The 20,776-nt window shown below is 46.0% G+C and carries 21 protein-coding genes; 10 read left to right on the forward strand and 11 right to left on the reverse strand.

The genetic code is table 11. The features are described 5' to 3' along the window. The first annotated feature begins 1 nt into the window (after position 1). Together prfB and lysS are read left to right on the forward strand one after the other, a co-directional pair. Positions 2-1,106, forward strand: a protein-coding gene (gene prfB / locus ICN39_RS04585) for a peptide chain release factor 2 (RefSeq protein ID WP_216232895.1) whose coding sequence is annotated in 2 segments (ribosomal slippage) — positions 2-73 and positions 75-1,106 — 1,104 coding nt in all. Because the reading frame shifts where the segments join, the coding sequence is not laid out codon by codon here. Between the two features lie 32 nt (positions 1,107-1,138). Continuing rightward, positions 1,139-2,689 (forward strand): lysine--tRNA ligase, encoded by a 1,551-nt coding sequence (gene lysS / locus ICN39_RS04590; protein WP_216232896.1) that lies wholly within the window; start codon positions 1,139-1,141, stop codon positions 2,687-2,689. Between the two features lie 66 nt (positions 2,690-2,755). Here lysS and cysK read toward each other — a convergent pair whose 3' ends face one another. Next, a complete protein-coding gene (cysK, locus tag ICN39_RS04595; protein ID WP_072583192.1) occupies positions 2,756-3,727 on the reverse strand; it encodes a cysteine synthase A in 972 nt (323 codons plus the stop codon). Between the two features lie 181 nt (positions 3,728-3,908). Between cysK and ICN39_RS04600 the strand changes: the two genes are divergently transcribed. Further along, a complete protein-coding gene (locus ICN39_RS04600; protein WP_216232897.1) occupies positions 3,909-4,889 on the forward strand; it encodes a tripartite tricarboxylate transporter substrate binding protein in 981 nt (326 codons plus the stop codon). 24 nt (positions 4,890-4,913) lie between these two features. On the opposite strand, the gene ICN39_RS04605 is transcribed toward ICN39_RS04600, so the two are convergent. Then, a complete protein-coding gene (locus tag ICN39_RS04605) occupies positions 4,914-5,396 on the reverse strand; it encodes a disulfide bond formation protein B (RefSeq protein WP_216232898.1) in 483 nt (160 codons plus the stop codon). A 152-nt stretch (positions 5,397-5,548) separates the two neighbouring features. Here ICN39_RS04605 and ICN39_RS04610 point away from each other — a divergent pair, with 152 nt between their 5' ends. From ICN39_RS04610 to ICN39_RS04635, 6 genes are all read left to right on the forward strand, one after another. Then, a complete protein-coding gene (locus ICN39_RS04610) occupies positions 5,549-6,325 on the forward strand; it encodes a ferredoxin--NADP reductase (RefSeq protein ID WP_216232899.1) in 777 nt (258 codons plus the stop codon). Between the two features lie 112 nt (positions 6,326-6,437). Beyond that, positions 6,438-6,602 carry a hypothetical protein gene (locus ICN39_RS04615; RefSeq protein WP_216232932.1) on the forward strand — a complete coding sequence of 55 codons (165 nt, stop codon included), beginning with the start codon at positions 6,438-6,440 and terminating at the stop codon, positions 6,600-6,602. Positions 6,603-6,620: 18 nt separating this feature from the next. Next, the gene (locus ICN39_RS04620; RefSeq protein ID WP_216232900.1) at positions 6,621-7,415 is read left to right on the forward strand and encodes a sulfite exporter TauE/SafE family protein; all 795 of its coding nucleotides are present in this window, start codon (positions 6,621-6,623) and stop codon (positions 7,413-7,415) included. Next, entirely contained in the window at positions 7,412-8,140 is a 729-nt protein-coding gene (locus ICN39_RS04625; RefSeq protein ID WP_216232901.1) for a phosphoadenylyl-sulfate reductase, read from the forward strand. The genes ICN39_RS04620 and ICN39_RS04625 overlap by 4 nt, the downstream gene beginning before the upstream one ends. Before the next feature lie 41 nt (positions 8,141-8,181). Then, positions 8,182-9,105: a sulfate adenylyltransferase subunit CysD gene (gene cysD / locus ICN39_RS04630; protein ID WP_216232902.1), complete on the forward strand. Its 924-nt coding sequence runs from the start codon at positions 8,182-8,184 to the stop codon at positions 9,103-9,105. Beyond that, positions 9,105-10,454: a sulfate adenylyltransferase subunit 1 gene (locus tag ICN39_RS04635; RefSeq protein WP_216232903.1), complete on the forward strand. Its 1,350-nt coding sequence runs from the start codon at positions 9,105-9,107 to the stop codon at positions 10,452-10,454. Before cysD ends, ICN39_RS04635 begins: the two co-directional genes overlap by 1 nt. 10 nt (positions 10,455-10,464) lie before the next feature. Here ICN39_RS04635 and ICN39_RS04640 read toward each other — a convergent pair whose 3' ends face one another. From ICN39_RS04640 to uvrB, 9 genes are all read right to left on the reverse strand, one after another. After that, entirely contained in the window at positions 10,465-11,535 is a 1,071-nt protein-coding gene (locus ICN39_RS04640) for a YeiH family protein (protein WP_216232904.1), read from the reverse strand. Between the two features lie 137 nt (positions 11,536-11,672). Continuing rightward, positions 11,673-12,011, reverse strand: coding sequence for an ISC system 2Fe-2S type ferredoxin (fdx, locus tag ICN39_RS04645; RefSeq protein WP_216232905.1), 339 nt, complete (start codon positions 12,009-12,011; stop codon positions 11,673-11,675). Positions 12,012-12,050: 39 nt separating this feature from the next. Beyond that, a complete protein-coding gene (hscA, locus tag ICN39_RS04650) occupies positions 12,051-13,916 on the reverse strand; it encodes a Fe-S protein assembly chaperone HscA (protein ID WP_216232906.1) in 1,866 nt (621 codons plus the stop codon). Positions 13,917-13,944: 28 nt separating this feature from the next. Then, positions 13,945-14,472, reverse strand: coding sequence for a Fe-S protein assembly co-chaperone HscB (gene hscB / locus ICN39_RS04655; RefSeq protein ID WP_370623680.1), 528 nt, complete (start codon positions 14,470-14,472; stop codon positions 13,945-13,947). Beyond that, a complete protein-coding gene (gene iscA, locus ICN39_RS04660) occupies positions 14,450-14,773 on the reverse strand; it encodes an iron-sulfur cluster assembly protein IscA (protein ID WP_072583082.1) in 324 nt (107 codons plus the stop codon). The genes hscB and iscA overlap by 23 nt, the downstream gene beginning before the upstream one ends. A gap of 29 nt (positions 14,774-14,802) precedes the next feature. Continuing rightward, positions 14,803-15,189, reverse strand: a complete 387-nt coding sequence (gene iscU / locus ICN39_RS04665) for a Fe-S cluster assembly scaffold IscU (protein ID WP_068322308.1) — start codon at positions 15,187-15,189, stop codon at positions 14,803-14,805. Positions 15,190-15,227: 38 nt separating this feature from the next. Continuing rightward, entirely contained in the window at positions 15,228-16,487 is a 1,260-nt protein-coding gene (locus tag ICN39_RS04670) for an IscS subfamily cysteine desulfurase (protein ID WP_370623682.1), read from the reverse strand. A gap of 28 nt (positions 16,488-16,515) precedes the next feature. Next, the gene (locus tag ICN39_RS04675; RefSeq protein WP_216232908.1) at positions 16,516-17,085 is read right to left on the reverse strand and encodes a Fe-S cluster assembly transcription factor; all 570 of its coding nucleotides are present in this window, start codon (positions 17,083-17,085) and stop codon (positions 16,516-16,518) included. A 151-nt stretch (positions 17,086-17,236) separates the two neighbouring features. Continuing rightward, positions 17,237-19,390 carry an excinuclease ABC subunit UvrB gene (gene uvrB, locus ICN39_RS04680; protein ID WP_370623683.1) on the reverse strand — a complete coding sequence of 718 codons (2,154 nt, stop codon included), beginning with the start codon at positions 19,388-19,390 and terminating at the stop codon, positions 17,237-17,239. Between the two features lie 169 nt (positions 19,391-19,559). Between uvrB and ICN39_RS04685 the strand changes: the two genes are divergently transcribed. Next, positions 19,560-20,759, forward strand: a complete 1,200-nt coding sequence (locus ICN39_RS04685) for an amino acid aminotransferase (RefSeq protein WP_072583086.1) — start codon at positions 19,560-19,562, stop codon at positions 20,757-20,759. The last annotated feature ends 17 nt before the right edge of the window (positions 20,760-20,776 follow it).

Below are 20,776 nucleotides of genomic sequence, written 5' to 3' on the forward strand. Positions count from 1 at the left end.
GATGGAAGCTGAACAACTAAACACTATTTCGAATACCTTGTCTGATCTGCTCACTCGTGAGCAAGCTCTTCGGGGGTATCTTTGACTTCGAAGTAAAGTCACGTCGCCTTACCGAAGTTAACTCCATTCTGGAGGATCCCACCATTTGGGATGATCAAAAGAAAGCACAAGCGCTGGGCAAAGAGAAGAAATTGCTCGACGGTGTAGTTGCGACTCTTACCGATCTCAATACCAATATTACTAGCGCTCTTGAGCTGTTTGACATGGCCAAAGAAGAAAGCGATTTTGAAACCATTGCTGCTATTGCACAGGATGTTGAGGGCTACAGCAAGACTATCGGTGACTTAGAGTTCCGCCGCATGTTCCACAACGAGATGGATTCATGTAATTGCTTTATCGATATTCAAGCAGGTGCAGGTGGCACTGAAGCCTGTGATTGGGCCAGCATGCTGTATCGCCAATACCTGAAGTATTGCGAGCGCAAAGGTTACAAAACAGAAATCCTCGAAGAATCTGATGGTGACGTTGCAGGCATTAAGAGCGCCACTATCAAAGTTGATGGCGAATATGCTTACGGCCACCTCCGCTCAGAAACAGGTGTCCATCGCTTGGTGCGTAAATCCCCTTTTGACTCTTCAAATGGTCGCCACACATCCTTTGCTTCTATCTATGTGTATCCAGAGATTGACGACTCCATTGAGATTGACGTTAATCCTGCAGATATTCGTACCGATACCTACCGCGCCTCTGGTGCAGGTGGTCAGCACATTAACAAAACAGACTCAGCTGTTCGCTTAACGCATATTCCAACGGGGATTGTGGTGCAGTGTCAGAACGATCGTAGCCAACACCGCAACCGTGCTGAAGCGATGAGCATGCTCAAGTCTCGCCTCTATGAACATGAGATGCAAAAGCGCCGTGCCGAACAAGACAAATTAGAAGCAAGCAAGACCGATGTGGGTTGGGGCCACCAAATCCGCTCCTACGTTCTAGATCAAAGCCGTATTAAAGACTTGCGCACTAACGTCGAAATCTCTAATACTCAAAAAGTATTAGATGGTGATCTTGATGCCTTTATTGAAGCCAGCCTAAAACAAGGCGTGTAAAAACCAACTCCCATTACTGCACCACTATAGACATGAACGATAAAACCCATTTAGATACCGCCCCAGCCACCGAAGTAGTTGATGAGAATCACATCATTGCGGAGCGCCGTGAAAAACTGGCCAAGCTTCGTGCAGGTGGCGTTGCATTTCCGAATGACTTTGTTCCTACCCATTTAGCAGCTGATTTGCATGCTCACTACGATAGCCTCACTAAAGAAGAGCTAGCTGCGAAAAAGGTTCATGTCAAAGTGGCAGGCCGTATGGTTCTTAAGCGAGTCATGGGTAAAGCTAGCTTTGCCACCATTCAAGATCGCAGCGGACAGATTCAGTTCTACATCAATGATGAGCTGAGCGGCGCTGATGTTCATGGCGCCTTCAAGCACTGGGATATGGGTGACTTCATCTCTGCTGAAGGCAATCTCTTTAAGACCAATAAAGGCGAGCTGTCTGTTGAGTGCAGTAACTTACGCTTACTCAGCAAATCACTGCGTCCACTGCCTGATAAGTTCCATGGCCTATCAGACCTAGAGACTAAATACCGTCAGCGCTATGTAGATTTAATTGTTAATCCAGAAAGTCGTAATACATTCAAAGCACGTAGCAATGCAATCGCTTCATTACGTCGCCATATGTTAGATGCCGACTTCATGGAAGTAGAGACACCAATGCTCCACCCTATCCCTGGTGGCGCAGCAGCGAAGCCCTTCATTACTCACCACAACGCACTCGACATGCAAATGTTCTTGCGTATTGCTCCAGAGCTTTACCTCAAGCGTTTAGTGGTCGGCGGTTTTGAGCGTGTCTTTGAAATCAATCGCAACTTCCGTAACGAAGGCGTAAGCCCACGTCACAATCCAGAATTCACAATGATGGAGTTCTATGCAGCCTACACGGACTACCGTTGGCTGATGGATTTCACGGAAGGCTTGATTCGTGCAGCTGCAATGGATGCGCAAGGCACCGCCGTTTTAACACACCAAGGTCGCGAGCTTGACCTCAGCAAGCCATTCCAACGTCTAACGATTACGGAAGCCATCCTCAAGTACTGCGGCCAGTCAGGTAAGAGCTATGAAGCCGCTCAATTGGATGACATCAACTTCATCCGCACTGAGCTGAAAAAGGGTGGTGAGAACCCAGATGCCCCAACCCTCAAGAATGCCGGGATTGGCGCACTTCAATTAGCCTTATTTGAATTAGTGGCCGAAGAACATCTTTGGGAGCCAACTTACATCATTGATTACCCAATTGAAGTCAGCCCACTGGCTAGAGAGTCCGATACTCGCCCAGGCATTACTGAGCGCTTCGAACTCTTCATCACCGGTCGTGAAATTGCCAACGGCTTCTCTGAACTCAACGATGCAGAAGATCAAGCCAATCGCTTCCGCAAGCAAGTAGAGCAAAAAGAAGCGGGCGATGAGGAAGCCATGTACTTTGACCATGACTTCATCCGCGCTCTCGAGTACGGTATGCCTCCAACAGGTGGCTGCGGCATTGGTATCGATCGTTTAGTGATGTTACTGACTGATGCGCCCAATATTCGTGATGTGATTCTGTTCCCGCACTTACGTCGTGAAGAAGAGTAATCATTCTTGAAATAAACAAAAGGCACCCTAGGGTGCCTTTTTTATTGCCGAGCAGAGAGTGCTGCGTTACGCTGGCAAACCTTTTTCATCAAATACGCCTTCAAATAAAGCTGAGCTCAAGTAACGCTCGGCCGTATCTGGAAGAACCACCACGATCGTTTTACCCGCGTATTCAGGCTTCTTGGCAAGACGAACGGCAACTGCAGCTGCTGCGCCACAGGAGATGCCCACCAAAATACCCTCTTCTTTAGCAATGCGGCGCGCGAACTCAATCGCCTCTTCATTGCTCACTTGCTCAACTTTATCGACCACTGATAAATCCAGATTGTCCGGAATAAATCCGGCGCCAATACCCTGAATCTTATGCGGTGCCGGTTTAATTTCTTCACCATTCAATTTTTGTGTGATGACTGGACTTGAAGTTGGCTCAACAGCTACTACCTCAATATTCTTTTTCTTGGTGTTCTTGATGTAACGAGCGACACCCGTAATTGTTCCGCCAGTACCAACGCCCGCTACAAATACATCAATCTTGCCATCAGTGTCTTCCCAGATTTCTGGGCCGGTAGTCTTTTCATGAATCGCTGGATTCGATGGATTGCTAAATTGCTGTAGTAAGACATATTTAGAATCTGACTCAGCAATCTCCTTAGCCTTAGCAACAGCGCCATTCATACCCTTGGGACCTTCGGTCAAAACAATCTTCGCACCCAAAGCAGTGAGCAATTTGCGGCGCTCAATACTCATGGTTTCGGGCATGGTTAGCGTAAGTGGGATGCCACGCGCTGCTGCTACGAAAGCCAAAGCAATGCCAGTATTGCCACTAGTCGGCTCAACCAGTTCTTTACCTGGGCCTAAGATACCTTGTTCTTGCGCATCATTAATCATGGCCACACCAATACGACACTTCACTGAATAGGCTGGATTACGGCCTTCAATCTTGGCAAGCACAGTTGCTTTAGCGCCATCAGTTACGCGATTTAAACGTACCAAGGGAGTCTTGCCAATGGTTTGGGAGTTATCGGTAAAGTAAGTCATAGAAATTCCTAAAAAAGGGAAACCAGCTGAAATGTCCACATATCTTATGGCATGACCCTATTTTTGTAAAACAAGCTAAGCGCATAAGCTAATTACTAAAAACACTATTAATACCCTCTTTTCTGCCATCTTTAAGACTTAGAATCAATTACGTTACAAATCAATTACAGCCAAAGACTTAATGCACACCTCACGACGAAGCCTTCTCAAATCCCTGCTATCCATAGCGGTAATTTCAGCAATCCCGCTGACTACGAGGGCAAGCGCATTGTGGCCCAATAGACCTATCAGGTTAATTGTTCCGGCCGCTCCCGGCGGAAGTCTTGATATTTTGGCCCGCACCGTTGCAAAAGAATTAACAACCAGACTAAATCAAACTGTCATGGTCGAAAATATGCCTGGTGGCGGTAGCAATATTGCATTTGGATATGTTGCCAAAGCAAACCCTGATGGGTATACCTTGCTAGTGGGTTGGGATAGCCTTGCGATTAATCCAGCTCTTTACCCATCCCTTCCTTATAAGTTAGATCAATTTGCACCTATTTCACTTGCCATTACTGCACCGCAAGTATTGGTAGTGGGACCTAAACTCCCAGTGAAAAATCTAAAGACTTTTATTGAAGTTGCTAGAAGAGATCCTAGTGGAATCAGTATGGCGAATGCAGGAAATGGCAGCCCAGGCCATCTCGCCGCCGCACTTCTTGAATCAAAAGCAGAGATTAAATTCAACAATATCCCCTACAAAGGCGGCGCTCCAGCAGTAGCTGATTTACTGGCGGGACATGTTGATGCATTAATGGTTACCTTGGCAGCAGCTCTGCCACATATTCAGTCAGGCAGACTGACTGCTTTAGGTGTAAGTTCCGCAAAGAGATCCACAGGTGCACCAACAATACCTACCATTGCGGAAGCTGGGCTTGCTGGGTATGACTTGAACTCATGGCAAGGATTTTTAGCGCCTGCTGGCACGCCGAATGAAATTATTCGTTTGCTAAACAAAGAAATCGTTGCAAGTCTGAATAATCCAGAAACTAAAAAGAAATTAATCGCAGATGGTTTTGAGGTCGTTGCCAGCTCCCCAAAGGTCCTCGGAGAATATCTTGCTAGCTCCACACCTAAATGGGCAAAGTTGGTAAAAGATTCTGGCGCAAAGGTTGACTAATCTAAATACCGATTGAAGTCATTTCTATTGCTTGGTCTTTTTGAAGAATGTGATTACTAAGACCAACAAGATCAGTGCAAACCAAAGCAAAGACCACTCAGGAACTTGCAATCCTAAGATCGCAGGAAGTTGTGCTGAGCACAAGCCATCTGCTTTAAATAGCCAAGGCAAACCGTTGGCTAGTTGAAGCTGGTTAATCCAAATCTCTAAGGGATCTATTCCGCAGGATTCACCTGGGTGAGATAAAAGCCAAACATGGTGCCCAGCTACTGCTACCCCATATCCAGCAGCCAAGATAGCTAAACCATGAAATAGCTTTCTGAACATTGGAATACCAGCCGCAAAAAAGCAAGCAATCGCTATACCCAGGTATCCGACTCTTTGCAAAATGCACAAAGGGCACGGCAAGAAGCTAACTCCTTGATAACCCACCTGTTGCAATACCAGCGCAAAAGCTACCAAGCCTAGGCTTAGGAAGGAGAGGGATAAATATTGGGCTCTAGTCATCACACAATCATAGTGGCATCAGCTTTTAAAGCCCCAAATCTTGGCTTTATTACTAAAAGTGCATTGGATATGAAAAGTTAATCCGTCAATCCCCCGGAAATAGGGTGATTTTTGAGGATAATCAACGTTTTGCAAAATTAATTAAGCTTTCTATGGCCGCATACAATACCGAAACCGTTTTAACCGTTCATCATTGGAACGACACTCTTTTTAGCTTTACCACCACTCGTAATAAGGGCTTGCGTTTTCGTAGCGGCCACTTCTTGATGATTGGTCTTGAGGTTGAGGGCAAACCTTTGGTGCGTGCTTACAGCGTTGCTAGCCCGAACTATGAAGAGCATCTCGAGTTCTTGAGCATTAAAGTGCAAGATGGTCCGTTGACATCACGCCTTCAGAAGATACAAGTGGGCGATCCAATCTTGGTGAGCGAAAAGTCGGTTGGCACATTGGTGCTCGATGACCTGAACCCAGGCAAGCATCTCTACCTATTTAGTACCGGCACTGGGTTGGCTCCATTTATGAGCATCATCCGCGATCCAGAAACTTATGAAAAGTTTGAGAAGGTTGTTCTCATTCATGGTGTTCGTCTGGTCAGTGAATTAGCTTATGCCGATTACATCCGTGACGAACTCACTCAAGATGAATTCTTGGGCGATCTCATTCGTGAAAAACTGATCTACTATCCAACAGTGACACGCGAAGCATTCAAGCACACTGGTCGCCTCACTACCGCAATTGAATCAGGTCAACTTTTCAAAGATATTGGTCTTCCGCCGCTCGATCCAGCAGTGGATCGTGCCATGATTTGCGGTAGCCCCTCTATGCTCAAAGAAACCTCTGAGATGTTGGATGCCAAAGGCTTCAAAGTCTCACCAAGCCTAGGCCAGATGGGTGACTATGTCTTTGAACGTGCTTTCGTAGAGAAGTAATCGATTTGTCTCTATATATCTAAAAGTCATTTAGATATCGCTATATATTCCTTGTAGATATATAGACCCCTTGGTACATTGTCTCTAACGAGATATTTACCAAGGAATTGCAATGTCACCAGTCAGAGAGCACTTCAATCCAGTCATCACCAATTTACTGCGTCAGCATGATCGCCTAGCCCATGATCAAGTTGAAGAGCGCAAAAGCTTTCAGCGTCAAATTTTGTTTCTCATGAACGCAATAAAGCTCGAAGAATTCGAGCAATCATTTGCCTAAGTAAGAGAGGCAAATATCATGATCCAATTTTTCATAGACTCTTCACAATTTATTATTTCTGGCGCACTAGTCGGTCTATTGGTGGGAATGACTGGCGTTGGCGGTGGCTCATTAATGACCCCTTTGCTCACGATTATCTTTGGTGTAGCACCAACTACGGCCGTTGGAACAGATTTGGCTTTTGCAGCAATCACCAAAGGCTTTGGTACGGCTGCTCATAGACTTCATGGCAATGTTCGCTGGGATATTGTTCGCCTTCTTTGTGCAGGCAGTCTTACCACTGCAATCTTCTCTATCCTTGCCCTCAAATTTGTTGGTCCAGTTTCAAAGAACTTCAATCATTTGATTAGTATTTCAATTGGCATTTCTGTCTTGCTTACAGCGGCTTCACTTTTTTTTAGGGCTAAGATTTTGAAATGGGTACAAGACAACCCTAACTTTTTGCCTAGCGGTACTAATTTAAAAATAGCAACCACTACTGTTGGTGCCGTGATTGGCGTATTAGTCACTGTATCCTCAATCGGGGCAGGTGCAATTGGCGCAACGCTCATTTTGGTTCTGTATCCATACCTCAAGCCTGCGCAAGTTGCCGGCACTGATATAGCCTATGCAGTACCGCTTACGGCCTTAGCTGGTGCGGGTCACTGGTGGCTTGGTAACGTGCACTTTGACTTGTTATTCGGCCTTTTGCTAGGTTCAGTACCTGCAATTTGGCTCGGCGCTAAGTTATCCAGCACCTTATCAGAACGTGCAACCAGGACCACCCTTGCGGCAACCTTATTTTTAGTCGGAATTAAATTAGTTACCTCATGATTACTCCTGATTTTTGGTCTATTCCACTAAGCACCCTTAGTACTGCAGAGCTTGCCGAGAAATCCGCCACCCTTCAGCAACGCTTAGTAGATATTTCAGAACGTTTTTCAGATGTTCGCTTTGCCACCAGTCTTGCCGCTGAAGACATGGTGATTACAGATGCCATTAGCAAGACGGCTGCCAACGTCAAATTGTTTACCCTGGCTACCGGCCGCCTTCATCAAGAAACCGTAGATATGGTCAAAACTACTGAAGACCGCTATGGCGTATACATTGAAAAAGTCTATCCACAAGAAAGTGATGTTCAGGCTTTTATTGATCAATATGGTATGAATGGTTTTTATGATGGCGAGGAGCCCAAGAAAGCATGTTGTGGTGCACGCAAGATTAAACCGCTAAATGCTGCATTACTTGGCGCAGATGCCTGGATTACTGGCCAACGTCGCGAGCAATCTACTACCCGCACCGAACTCAATTTAGAAGAGCTTGATGATGCGCGAGGCATCGCAAAGTTCAATCCTTTATTTGATTGGGCTGAGGCAGATATCTGGGCTTACATCAAACAAGAGAATGTGCCGATTCATCCATTGCACCTTAAGGGCTATCCTAGCATTGGCTGCGAACCCTGCACCCGTCGGGTGAAGAAGGATGAAGACATTCGCGCTGGCCGCTGGTGGTGGTTGCAAAGCGATAGTAAAGAATGTGGCTTGCACGTTAATAAATAATTCAAATTGATCATTAAAACTTAGTAGAAATAATTTATATAATGTCAGAACAAAAATTGCTGGATGATCACTTAGATTGGCTTGAAGCCGAGTCAATTTATATCATCCGCGAAGTGGTCGCTCAGTGCTCCAACCCAGCCATGCTTTTTTCTGGCGGCAAAGACTCCATCGTGATGTTTCACTTGGCGCGTAAGGCATTTCAGTTTGGCGACCGCCCCGTAAAATTACCTTTCCCCATTTTGCACATTGATACCGGTCATAACTATCCAGAAGTAATTGCCTATCGTGATGCTGTAGTGGAAAAGACTGGCGTAAAGCTGATTGTGGGTCACGTTGAAGACTCAATCAAAAAAGGAACTGTTCGCTTACGTAAAGCAACTGATTCTCGCAATGCTGCCCAAGCAGTGACTTTGCTCGAGGCAATTGCTGAATATGAATTTGATGCCTTGATGGGCGGCGCCCGTCGTGATGAAGAAAAAGCTCGCGCTAAGGAGCGTATCTTCTCTTTCCGCGATGAATTCGGCCAATGGGATCCCAAGGCACAACGCCCTGAGCTTTGGAACCTCTACAACGCACGCATTGCTAAAGGTGAAAATATGCGTGTTTTCCCAATCTCGAACTGGACTGAACTCGATATTTGGCAATACATTGCTCGCGAGAATCTAGAGCTCCCAAGCATCTACTACACACACCAGCGTGAAGTGGTGAAGAAAAATAATTTATTAGTTCCAGTCACTAACGTAACGCCAAAAGCAGCAGATGATATCAGTGAGGTCCTGAGCGTGCGTTTCCGCACTGTGGGTGATATTAGTTGCACTTGTCCAGTACTCAGCACTGCATCAACTCCACTAGAGATCATTGCTGAAACTGCTATTTCTGAAATCACAGAGCGTGGCGCTACTCGCATGGACGATCAAACCAATGAGGCCTCAATGGAGCGCCGCAAGAAAGAAGGTTACTTCTGATGATTAGCATTCAAAACCAGCACCAAAATGTAGTTCGCTTCATTACCGCAGGTAGCGTAGATGATGGCAAGAGCACTTTAATTGGACGCTTACTCTATGACACTAAGTCTATTTTGGTAGATCAGTTGGAGTCACTCTCAAAGACCAAGCATGCTCGCGTTACCTCATCTGATGCGGGAGTTGACTTAGCCCTTTTAACTGATGGCTTAGAGGCTGAGCGTGAGCAAGGGATCACGATTGATGTTGCCTATCGCTACTTCTCTACCCCAAAGCGTAAATTTATTGTTGCTGATGCCCCAGGCCATGAGCAGTACACCCGTAACCTGGTTACTGGCGCCTCTCAATCGGATGTGGCCGTGATCTTGGTGGATGCAACCCGTGTTGATCTCAACACCTCTCCCGCAACTTTGCTAGCGCAAACGAAACGTCACGCCGCCATTGTGCATTTATTAGGCTTGCGCCATGTTGTGTTTGCCGTTAACAAGATGGACTTATATGAGTTTGATGAGAAAGTATTCAATACCATCAAGACTGCTATTGAGGATCTCACCCAGAAGATTGGCCTACCTAGGCCAACTTTGATTCCGATCTCTGCATTGCTTGGCGCCAACGTGGTTACTGCCAGTAAAAATACTCCTTGGTACAAAGGCCCTACCCTGCTTGAGTGGCTCGAGAATTTAGACGCCAGCCCTGAGTCTGAAAAACTGTCACTACGCTTCCCTGTTCAATATGTAGCCCGCCAGGATGGTAGCGCTTCAGATGACTTCCGCGGTTACCTTGGAGAAATTGAGTCAGGCAGTATCCGTAAGGGGCAAAAGATTAAAGTATTGCCAGGAGGCTCTGAGGCAACTGTTGCTGAGATTTATCTAGGCAATCGCTCCAGAAGCAAACAAACCGATGGCAATAATGCTGTGGATTTTGCTCAAACTGGTCAAGCTGTAGCGATTCAATTATCAGAAGACATTGATGTATCTCGAGGCTCTTTATTTGTCAGTGTGGAAGATAGCAATCTGCCAGTACTGAGCAAACAACTATCGGCCGACTTATGCTGGTTGGATAGTGAGCCGCTTTCCTTGAGCCGTAAATATGCTTTACGTCACACCACCAATACCGTTGGCGCAAAAGTAAAGAACATTCAACAAGTCCTGGATGTACAAACATTGTCTCAAGCAAGTAATGTACATACACTATCAACCAATGAGATTGGCCGTGTTGATTTTATTTTGCAAAAGCCAATCGTTGCGGACTTCTTTGATCAGTCTCAGCGTACTGGCGCCTTCATATTGATCGATGAAGCCACCAACCATACTGTCGCTGCAGGCATGATTCGTGAAGCAGTTGCGCAGTAAGCCGATGGGTTTAGAGCAACTTACTCACAGCAATATTGATCACCATCCCACCAATCACCAGCCATGCAAACAAAATGGCTGCTAGCTTTAATGGCTTTATTCCCGCCTTGGCTACAGCAGAAAGATGAGTGGTCAACCCAAGAGCTCCCATAGCTAAAGCCAATAAAAAGTTATCTAGATAGGTAAGGCCGGCGCGAATGGGCTCGCTAATATAGCCTGTTGAATTAATTCCAATAGCGATCAAAAAGAAGATTGCAAATACCGGGAAAAATTTACCAATCGATTTTTTTGCATCCCTACTGGCCTTACCACCAATAGCAGAGTTCTTGCTTGCCTTTTCAGAAAAAGACACAAAAGTTGCAATCACAATTAGAAATGGCGCCAACATCATCACCCGCACCATTTTGGCAATCACGGCAATGTTAGTAACTTCGTCACCAATAGCATCGGCTGTTGCGACTACCTGAGCTACTTCGTGAACAGTTGAGCCAATAAAGATACCAAATTTTTCTGGGCTGCAATACTCGGCGTAATGAAGTAAAGCATAAGAATAAATAATGGGATATATAAAAATTGAAATTGTGCCAAATATAACAATAGTGGAGATTGCAACAGCAACACGCTCATTACTTGCTTTCAGAATGGGCTCAGTCGCCAAGATTGCAGCAGCACCACAAATTGAGCTGCCCGCACCAATTAAGAAAGAAGTATCTCGGTCTAATTTGAAATATTTCATACCTAGATAGACTGCCAAGACGAATGTGGAAGTCAGCATAATCACATCAATCACAATGCCGCCAATACCCACATCGCCGATATCTTGGAACGTCAGCCTAAAACCATACAAAATAATACCCAAGCGCAGTACTCTTTGCTTAGAAAAGTTAATTCCAGAGCCACAATAAGAAATTAAAAATTTGTAAATTGGCATATTGCCAATCGCAATCCCAATCAAAATAGCTAGAGTAAGAATACTTAAGCCATTTTTTCCTAATGCAGGATACCTGCTGGACATTTCTATGGCCACCAAGGCAACTACAGTTGCAAAAAGTATTCCTGGAATATTTTTAATGAATGGCATTGTAGGGGTGCGGAAAATTAAACAATCAACTCACTTTAATACTGGCGTTGATCTTGATCTGCTCTCGTAAAATTAATTACCGCTAAAAATAAAACAAGGGGAAAGGTAAAAAACTTTATGAATTTGCTTAACTCGATTTAGTGATTTTCTTTAGCATGATTAATGGAGTATTTTGGAATCTCAATCACCAAGTCTTCTTTGGCAACAATCGCCTGACATGACAAACGGGATTGTGGGTTTAACCCCCATGCACGGTCAAGCATGTCTTCCTCATTCTCATCTGGAGGATTAAGACTGTTGAAACCTTCCTTCACAACCACATGGCAGGTAGTGCATGCGCACACCATATCGCAAGCATGCTCAATCGGAATGTCATTCTCTAACAAGGCTTCACAAATTGAAGTGCCTGGGGCAACCTCAACAACTGCACCCTCAGGGCAATATTCACTATGCGGTAGGACAACGATTTGAGTCATGATTCTTTTCTATTGGTATTCGGTTTGTATTTTGTTTACTTAAATTTCAGCAACGTTCTTGCCAGATAGAGCTTTTTGAATACTAGCGTTCATGCGTTTTTGCGCAAAGTCATCAGTCGCTTTGGCGGCATGATCAACGGCCTTGCGAACAATGGCACTATCAGTTTCTTCATTTAAGATTTTTTGCAGGGTTGCCATTTCTTGATCAACCTCTTTTTGCTCTTTTGAGTTCAATAAAGAGCGATCACTTGCTAACGCTGTTTGTACTGCATCTAGTAAGCGCTGCGCATTAACCTGCTCTTCACGCAACGATCTAGAAAGTAAATCCTCTTTAGCAGATGCAAAGCCATCTTGCAGCATGCGAGCAATTTCTGCATCGGTTAAGCCGTAAGAAGGCTTGATATCAATGGATGCTTTCACGCCAGAACCTTGCTCTACGGCGCTTACAGACAATAAACCATCGGCATCCACCTGGAAGGTGACCCGGATGCGCGCTGCACCTGCAGCCATTGCTGGTATGCCGCGTAATTCAAACTTGCCTAATGAACGGCAGTCTTGCGCAAGTTCGCGCTCGCCCTGCACCACTTGAACGGCCAATGCAGTCTGGCCGTCTTTAAAGGTCGTGAAGTCTTGTGCTCTTGCCACCGGAATTGGCGTATTACGCGGAATGATTTTTTCTACTAGGCCGCCCATAGTTTCAAGACCGAGCGATAGCGGAATGACGTCCAATAAAAGCCATTCATCGTCTTTACTCTGGTTGCCGGCCAATAAGTCAGCCTGCATTGCAGCACCTAATGCAACGACTTGATCAGGATTTAAATTATTTAAGGGTTGTGTACCAAACAATTCACCTACGGCACGTTGCACATTCGGCATACGGGTTGAACCGCCAACCATCACAACACCTTTAACGTCTTCCGCTTTAAGGCCGGCGTCGCGCAAAGCTTTTTTACAAGCCATCAAGGTCTTTGTAATTAGGTTTTGAGTTATCTCAAAGAGCTGCGCCTGACTGACTCCAACATTTACCACCGTGCCATCCGCGAGAGTCTCATGCACACGCGCTAGGGGGTTGTGACTGAGCAGCTCTTTGGCATGCTTACAGGCCTGCAGAAGCGTACGATGATCGTGTATTGATAAAGGGGGAAGCTTGGCTTGCTCAATCACCCAGCAATACAAGCGGTGATCAAAGTCATCGCCCCCTAGAGCAGAATCACCACCAGTAGAGAGCACCTCAAATACACCGCGACTCATGCGCAGTATAGAAATGTCAAAGGTGCCGCCACCTAGGTCGTAAACGGCATAAATACCTTCAGAGGCATTATCTAATCCGTAAGCAATCGCAGCAGCAGTCGGCTCATTCAATAAGCGCAGAACTTCAATGCCAGCTAACTTGGCGGCATCTTTGGTTGCTTGACGTTGCGCATCATCAAAATAAGCGGGCACTGTGATCACAGCGCCAACAATCTCATCAGATACAGAGTCTTCCGCTAGTTGGCGCAAGCGCGCCAAGATTTCTGCGGAGACTTCAATTGGACTCTTATCCCCAGCAACTGTTCTGAGTTTAAGCATACCGGGTTGATCAACAAAGTCGTATGGGGCGCTTTCAATATTCTCCACATCCAATAAGCCACGACCCATAAAGCGCTTCACTGAAACAATAGTGTTTTTTGGGTCAATCACCACGCTCTCAAGCGCCTCAAAGCCAGCTTGAGTTCTGCCATTGGGCAAATAACGGATTACGGATGGAAGAAGTTCACGCCCTTGGGCATCAGGCAGAACCTTAGGCAAGGCATCACGCACAATTGCCACTAATGAATTGGTGGTTCCCAAATCTATACCCACGGCAATGCGGCGCTGATGGGGCGCCAGCGATTTACCAGGTTCAGAGATTTGTAATAAGGCCATAGGAGGTAGAGTTTAGCTTGAGTGAGAACTAGATTAAGGCTGCGATGGTGTCGTCAAGCTCAACCGCAAACTTATCGATAAAGAGTAAGCCGCGAAGTAGCTCAGCGGCGCGTGCGTAGTTCTTGGCACCATCAATCGCTTGGGCAATTTCTGCAAGCGTATCTTGTTTAGATTGCTCAACTTCAGCCATCAAAGTCTCTAAAGCAGGCAAGTCTTCTGCTTGCTCATCTAAATTCTCACGCCATTCCATTTGCTTCATGAGAAAAGCAGCGGGCATGGCAGTATTGGTTTCTAACTTGGCATCAACGCCATGAAGCTGGCAAATATAGAGGCCGCGTTGAATAGGACTCTTCAGTGTTTGCACAGCAGTGTTAGCAAAGGTAGCCATCTGCATGGCAAGGCGCTGTTCAGCATCGCTACCACGCGCATGGCGATCGGGATGCACTTCCTTCTGAATCGCGAGGTATGCCTGATCTAAAGCAGGCAAATCGATTTTGAATTGCTGATGTAGCCCAAAGAAGCGGAAGTAATCGTCAGACGCGGAAGGATTCGCCACAACCACACTCATCTTTTACGTTTGGATTTTGAAACTTAAATCCCTCGTTCAAACCCTCGCGCACAAAGTCTAGCTCCGTACCATCCAAATAAGCCAAGCTTTTTGGATCTATAAATACCTTAACACCATTGGACTCAAATACTTGATCTTCAGCAGCAGGCTCATCAACATACTCGAGCTGATACGCCAAGCCAGAACAACCTGTTGTGCGAACACCCAAGCGCAAGCCACAACCCTTGCCGCGCTTCTCAAGATTGCGGTTTACGTGTGCAGCTGCTTTGTCAGTTAAGGTAATTGCCATAGTTATCTGCTTCTTTTTCTTTTTTGCTCTTACTTTGCTGGATGCTTTTCTTTGTAATCCGCCACTGCTGCTTTGATAGCATCTTCAGCCAAAATAGAACAGTGAATTTTTACAGGAGGCAAAGCCAACTCTTCAGCGATGAGTGAATTCTTAATCTCTAGAGCTTGATCCAAAGTTTTACCCTTAACCCACTCTGTTACCAGAGAAGATGAAGCAATCGCAGAGCCGCAGCCATAAGTCTTGAACTTTGCATCTTCGATTACGCCTTGATCATTCACGCGAATCTGTAACTTCATTACGTCGCCGCAGGCTGGGGCTCCAACCATGCCGGTACCTACACTGTCGTCGCCCTTTTCAAATGAGCCAACGTTGCGGGGATTTTCGTAGTGGTCGATGACCTTTTCGCTATATGCCATGGTGTTTCCTCTTTAATTTCTTTATCTTTAAATATCTTTTAGTGTGCAGCCCATTGAATCGTACTGATATCGATTCCATCTTTATACATTTCCCAGAGTGGCGATAACTCACGCAACTTGGCAATCTTTTCTTTTACCAACTTGATAGTGAAATCCACTTCTTCTTCAGTCGTAAAGCGACCCAAGGTAAAACGAATAGAACTATGTGCCAACTCGTCGTTGCGACCCAGGGCACGCAATACATAAGAAGGCTCTAGGGATGCCGAGGTACAGGCTGAACCAGAAGAGATCGCCAAATCTTTCAGCGCCATCAACATGGACTCACCTTCAACATAGTTAAAACTAATGTTGAGGTTGTGCGGAACACGATCATCCATGTCACCGTTGACATAGACTTCTTCAATATCTTTCAAACCATTGAGCAAGCGATCACGCAGTCCACGAATACGCCTATTCTCTTCGATCATCTCAACACGAGCAATGCGGAAGGCCTCACCCATTCCTACGATCTGGTGAACTGCGAGAGTTCCGGAACGCATACCGCGCTCATGGCCGCCGCCATGAATCTGCGCTTCAATACGGATACGTGGCTTACGACGCACAAACAAGGCGCCAATACCTTTAGGGCCATAAGTCTTGTGCGCAGAAAAGCTCATCAAATCCACTTTGATCTTTTCTAAGTCAATATCTACTTTGCCGGTTGCTTGTGCTGCATCCACATGAAAAATCACGCCACGTGAACGGCACAACTCACCAATTGCAGGAATGTCTTGCACAACACCGATTTCATTATTGACGTACATCACTGAAGCCAAAATCGTACCCGGCTTCATTGCAGCCTCAAGCTGTGCAAAATCAATTAGGCCATTAGGCAATACGTCTAAATAAGTAACCTCATAACCTTCACGCTCAAGCTCACGACAAGTATCTAAAGTTGCCTTGTGCTCAGTCTTAACGGTAATGATGTGATTACCGCGATCTTTGTAAAAATGCGCCGCGCCCTTTAATGCCAAGTTAATACTTTCAGTGGCGCCACTAGTAAACACAATCTCTCTTGGATCGGCATGTACTAATTGAGCAACTTCTGAACGCGCCCACTCAACCGCCTCTTCTGCAGCCCAGCCATAAGCATGACTACGGGAAGCCGCGTTACCAAACTGCTCACGCAAATAAGGCAACATTTTGTCAACCACGCGAGGATCAATCGGCGTGGTAGCTGAATAGTCCATGTACACAGGAAAGTGTTCAGGACTAAACATTGGAACCGGTTGTTGCGGTAAAGCTTGTGGTGCGTTCATGGTTTATTTATCGGTAGGTAATGTGTTGTTAACTTTGGCGCGCCAAATTGAATACGGAATTCACTAATGGCGCTTTGGGTGCTACTTCTTTTTTGGCTGCAAGCGCCGAAGCAGGCTTATCTGCTTTTGTACTTTCAACTTTAATTTTCTTTTGGCGCATATCTTGAATCACAATGCCGCGCCCTTCTTGCTGGTGAACCAAATCTTTTAAGCTCACTGAACTCAGGTACTCAACCATTTTGGAATTGAGATTACTCCAGAGATCATGCGTCATACAACGACCATGATTTTCTTCATCGGCGTGACAGTTGCCTTTACCGCCACATTGGGTTGCATCGAGAGGCTCATCGACTGCAACAATGATGTCAGCCACACTTACCTCAGAGGATGGACGTGCCAAGGTGTAACCACCACCAGGACCACGAGTACTCTCCACGATATTGAAACGGCGTAATTTACCGAACAATTGCTCGAGATAAGAAAGGGATATCTTTTGTCTTTGGCTAATTCCGGCCAAAGTTACGGGGCCATGCGTTTCACGCAGGGCTAAATCAATCATTGCGGTTACTGCAAAACGACCTTTGGTTGTAAGTCTCATATGTCACCTTGGTAATGGATTGTTATGGACAGCTAACAGTCGGGCGGGTAATACCCGACCATTCCACTCAACTTTACCATATTCCCCATTAAATTGCTCGGGAGTTATCCCAAAAAACCTCAATACAAACCAGGAATTAGCTGATCGATCCTTAGACAGAGTCCCTAGACCTAGCCCCAAAAGCCATTTCCTTGACCTTGGTCAGCCTATCGCGGGTGCTGGCAGCCTTTTCAAACTCCAAATTCTTAGCTTCAGCGTTCATTTGCTTCTCCAGACGCTTAATTTCGGCTGCCAAGTCTTTCTCACCCATATCTTCATAGTGAGCCCGCTCCTGCTCCACCTGCATCTCCTGGCGCTTCTCTTTAACGTCGTAGACACCATCAATGATGTCCTTAATGCGCTTTTGAACCCCTTTGGGCTCAATTCCATGAAGCTTATTAAAGGCAATTTGCTTGATGCGACGCCTTTCGGTCTCACCCATTGCACGCTTCATGGAGTCGGTAATGCGATCAGCGTACAAAATGGCTTTGCCACGAACGTTACGAGCAGCGCGACCAATGGTCTGAATCAGACTGCGTTCTGAGCGTAAGAAACCTTCTTTATCGGCATCCAAAATTGCCACAAGAGATACTTCAGGAATATCCAAGCCTTCGCGCAATAAATTAATACCAACCAGTACGTCAAAGACACCCAAACGTAAGTCACGCAAAATTTCTACACGCTCTACCGTATCGATATCGGAGTGAACATAGCGTACCTTGACACCATTATCAGAAAGATAGTCTGTTAATTGCTCAGCCATGCGTTTGGTCAATACAGTTACCAGAACTCGTTCATGCACTTTGACGCGTGCATGAATTTGGTCCAACAAATCATCAACCTGTGTACTTGCTGGCAACACTTCAATTTCTGGATCAACCAAACCGGTTGGTCTTGCTACTTGCTCGACTACTTGACCTTGATGTGTTTTCTCATAATCAGCCGGTGTTGCAGAAACGAAAATGGTTTGACGCATTTTAGTTTCAAACTCAGTAAATTTAAGTGGGCGGTTGTCCATCGCCGAAGGCAAACGGAATCCAAATTCCACCAAAGTATGTTTACGAGATTTATCTCCGTTGTACATCGCGTTCAGCTGCCCAATGAGGACATGACTCTCATCCAAGAACATCAATGCATCGTTGGGCAAATAGTCAACCAGCGTAGGCGGGGCGTCGCCAGGAGCGGCTCCGGAGAGGTGGCGAGAGTAGTTCTCAATGCCCTTACAGAAGCCCAATTCATTGAGCATCTCTAAATCAAATCGCGTACGTTGCTCGAGGCGTTGTGCCTCAACTAGTTTTCCATCCTTCACAAACTCATCTAAGCGAGTACGCAATTCTGTCTTGATCGTTTCAATCGCCTTCAATACAGTATCGCGAGGTGTGACGTAATGAGAACTTGGGTAAACAGTGAAGCGCGGAATCTTTTGACGAATCTTGCCAGTGAGAGGATCGAAAAATTGCAAACTCTCCACAACATCATCAAATAGCTCTACCCTTACTGCCAGCTCGTTATGTTCGGCTGGAAAAATATCGATGGTATCGCCACGCACTCGAAATACACCGCGCTTGAAATCGGTTTCATTGCGGTCATACTGCATAGCAATGAGGCGCATCAATATATCGCGCTGACTCATCTTGTCGCCAGGACGTAAAGTCATCACCATGCTGTGATAGTCGCCAGGATTACCAATGCCGTAAATTGCAGATACGGTCGCAACAATAATGACGTCTCGTCGCTCTAACAAACTCTTGGTTGCAGACAAACGCATCTGTTCGATGTGTTCGTTAATAGAAGAATCTTTTTCAATAAAGAGGTCGCGCTGCGGAACATAGGCCTCTGGCTGGTAGTAATCGTAGTAACTGACGAAGTACTCAACCGCATTTCTTGGGAAAAACTCCCTAAATTCACTATATAGCTGGGCGGCTAGAGTCTTATTTGGGGCAAAAATGATGGCGGGACGGCCTGTTCTGGCGATGACGTTAGCCATCGTGAAGGTCTTACCGGACCCTGTAACCCCCAAGAGCGTCTGAAAGGTCAATCCATCCTCAACCCCCTCAACCAGGGCATCAATAGCCTGGGGTTGGTCCCCAGCGGGAGGAAATGGCTGATAGAGCTGATAAGGGGAGTCTGGGAAGCTTACAAACTTGGCTGGATCGAGGTCGTGGCCAGCCTCACCCAAGGGATCTGCCACAGGGGTTTTTTGCACTTCTTTTACTTCGGCTTTTGAACCAGTTTTGGGCAACTTAGGGGGCATCTCGGCTATCATTTCACCTGTGAGACTTCTTCACAGCGAATTTTGTACAAACAATGATTTTGCCGTTTTTCTTAGGAAATAGTTGATTCTGGCTTCAAAAACCGACAATTAAACTGAATTTAACGTCAACAACACATAAAACCACCCCCAATTACCCTCTAACCATCACTTTCGACCTCAAATGACCCTGTTTGCCTCAGTCCAGCTAGCCCCTAAAGATCCTATTTTTGGCCTCACAGAAGCCTACGTTGCAGACCAACGCGCTGACAAAGTGAATTTAGGTGTTGGTGTGTATTACACCGACGAAGGTAAGGTTCCACTTCTCAAGGCCGTGATTAAGGCTGAAGAGGCGATTGTTGCAAAGCACTCACCACGCAGCTACATCCCAATCGAAGGTCCAAACCCATACAACAGTGCAGTGCAAAACTTATTATTTGGCGCTGACTCTGCACTCATCAAAGATGGTCGCGTTGTTACTGCCGAATGTCTTGGTGGCACTGGCGCCTTGCGCGTTGGCGCTGACTTCATTAAGCGCTTGAACCTCAATGCACCTTGCGCAATTAGCAACCCGACTTGGGAAAACCATCGCGGCATTTTTGAATCTGCTGGTTTTGATGTTGTCGAGTACACCTACTTTGACGGCAAAACACGTGGCGTAGATTTTGACGGCATGGTGAAGTCCTTAGAGTCTTTCCCAAAGAACACAACTGTCTTGTTGCACGCTTGCTGTCACAACCCAACCGGTGCAGACATTACAGAAGCGCAATGGCGCCAAGTGATTGATATCTGCAAGAACAAAGGTCTAATCCCCTTCTTGGATATGGCCTACCAAGGCTTTGCCGATGGGATTGAGAAAGACGGTATTGCAGTTCGCCTCTTTGCTGACTCAGGCATGTCTTTCTTTGTATCAAGCTCTTTCTCAAAATCATTCTCGCTCTATGGTGAGCGTGTTGGCGCCCTGTCTATCGTGACACAAAGCAAAGATGAATCCACGCGCGTCCTTTCACAATTGAAGCGTGTTATTCGTACAAACTATTCCAACCCTCCAACTCACGGCGCTGCCATTGCTGCCGCTGTTTTAAATTCACCAGAATTACGCAAGCTTTGGGAAGATGAGTTGGCAGAAATGCGTGACCGCATTAAAGCAATGCGTCATGGTCTGGTTGAAAAACTCGCTGCTGCTGGTGTAAAGCAAGACTTTGCTTTTATCGAGAAGCAACGTGGAATGTTTTCTTACTCAGGCTTAACAGCTGAGCAAGTTGATCGCTTACAGAAAGAGGACGGCATTTATGCCCTTTCTACTGGACGCATTTGTGTTGCAGCCCTTAATACAAAAAATATTGATAAAGTGGCTAAAGCAATCGCCCGCGTATTGGCGTAATAAGCGGATACACTGAA

Source organism: Polynucleobacter sp. AP-Reno-20A-A9, assembly GCF_018882085.1.
In the GTDB taxonomy this organism is placed as follows: domain Bacteria; phylum Pseudomonadota; class Gammaproteobacteria; order Burkholderiales; family Burkholderiaceae; genus Polynucleobacter.

Bases quoted from the DNA above. Each gene is read 5' to 3' on its own strand.
- uvrB (WP_370623683.1), bottom strand. From the start codon at position 19,390: ATGATAGCCGAGATGCCCCCTAAGTTGCCCAAAACTGGTTCAAAAGCC.
- fdx (WP_216232905.1), bottom strand. From the start codon at position 12,011: ATGACTCAAATCGTTGTCCTACCGCATAGTGAATATTGCCCTGAGGGT.
- ICN39_RS04635 (WP_216232903.1), top strand. From the start codon at position 9,105: ATGATTAGCATTCAAAACCAGCACCAAAATGTAGTTCGCTTCATTACC.
- hscA (WP_216232906.1), bottom strand. From the start codon at position 13,916: ATGGCCTTATTACAAATCTCTGAACCTGGTAAATCGCTGGCGCCCCAT.
- ICN39_RS04615 (WP_216232932.1), top strand. From the start codon at position 6,438: ATGTCACCAGTCAGAGAGCACTTCAATCCAGTCATCACCAATTTACTG.
- cysK (WP_072583192.1), bottom strand. From the start codon at position 3,727: ATGACTTACTTTACCGATAACTCCCAAACCATTGGCAAGACTCCCTTG.
- ICN39_RS04640 (WP_216232904.1), bottom strand. From the start codon at position 11,535: ATGCCATTCATTAAAAATATTCCAGGAATACTTTTTGCAACTGTAGTT.
- ICN39_RS04670 (WP_370623682.1), bottom strand. From the start codon at position 16,487: ATGAACGCACCACAAGCTTTACCGCAACAACCGGTTCCAATGTTTAGT.
- ICN39_RS04625 (WP_216232901.1), top strand. From the start codon at position 7,412: ATGATTACTCCTGATTTTTGGTCTATTCCACTAAGCACCCTTAGTACT.
- iscA (WP_072583082.1), bottom strand. From the start codon at position 14,773: ATGGCAATTACCTTAACTGACAAAGCAGCTGCACACGTAAACCGCAAT.
- ICN39_RS04685 (WP_072583086.1), top strand. From the start codon at position 19,560: ATGACCCTGTTTGCCTCAGTCCAGCTAGCCCCTAAAGATCCTATTTTT.
- lysS (WP_216232896.1), top strand. From the start codon at position 1,139: ATGAACGATAAAACCCATTTAGATACCGCCCCAGCCACCGAAGTAGTT.
- cysD (WP_216232902.1), top strand. From the start codon at position 8,182: ATGTCAGAACAAAAATTGCTGGATGATCACTTAGATTGGCTTGAAGCC.
- ICN39_RS04605 (WP_216232898.1), bottom strand. From the start codon at position 5,396: ATGACTAGAGCCCAATATTTATCCCTCTCCTTCCTAAGCCTAGGCTTG.
- ICN39_RS04600 (WP_216232897.1), top strand. From the start codon at position 3,909: ATGCACACCTCACGACGAAGCCTTCTCAAATCCCTGCTATCCATAGCG.
- ICN39_RS04620 (WP_216232900.1), top strand. From the start codon at position 6,621: ATGATCCAATTTTTCATAGACTCTTCACAATTTATTATTTCTGGCGCA.
- ICN39_RS04675 (WP_216232908.1), bottom strand. From the start codon at position 17,085: ATGAGACTTACAACCAAAGGTCGTTTTGCAGTAACCGCAATGATTGAT.
- ICN39_RS04610 (WP_216232899.1), top strand. From the start codon at position 5,549: ATGGCCGCATACAATACCGAAACCGTTTTAACCGTTCATCATTGGAAC.
- iscU (WP_068322308.1), bottom strand. From the start codon at position 15,189: ATGGCATATAGCGAAAAGGTCATCGACCACTACGAAAATCCCCGCAAC.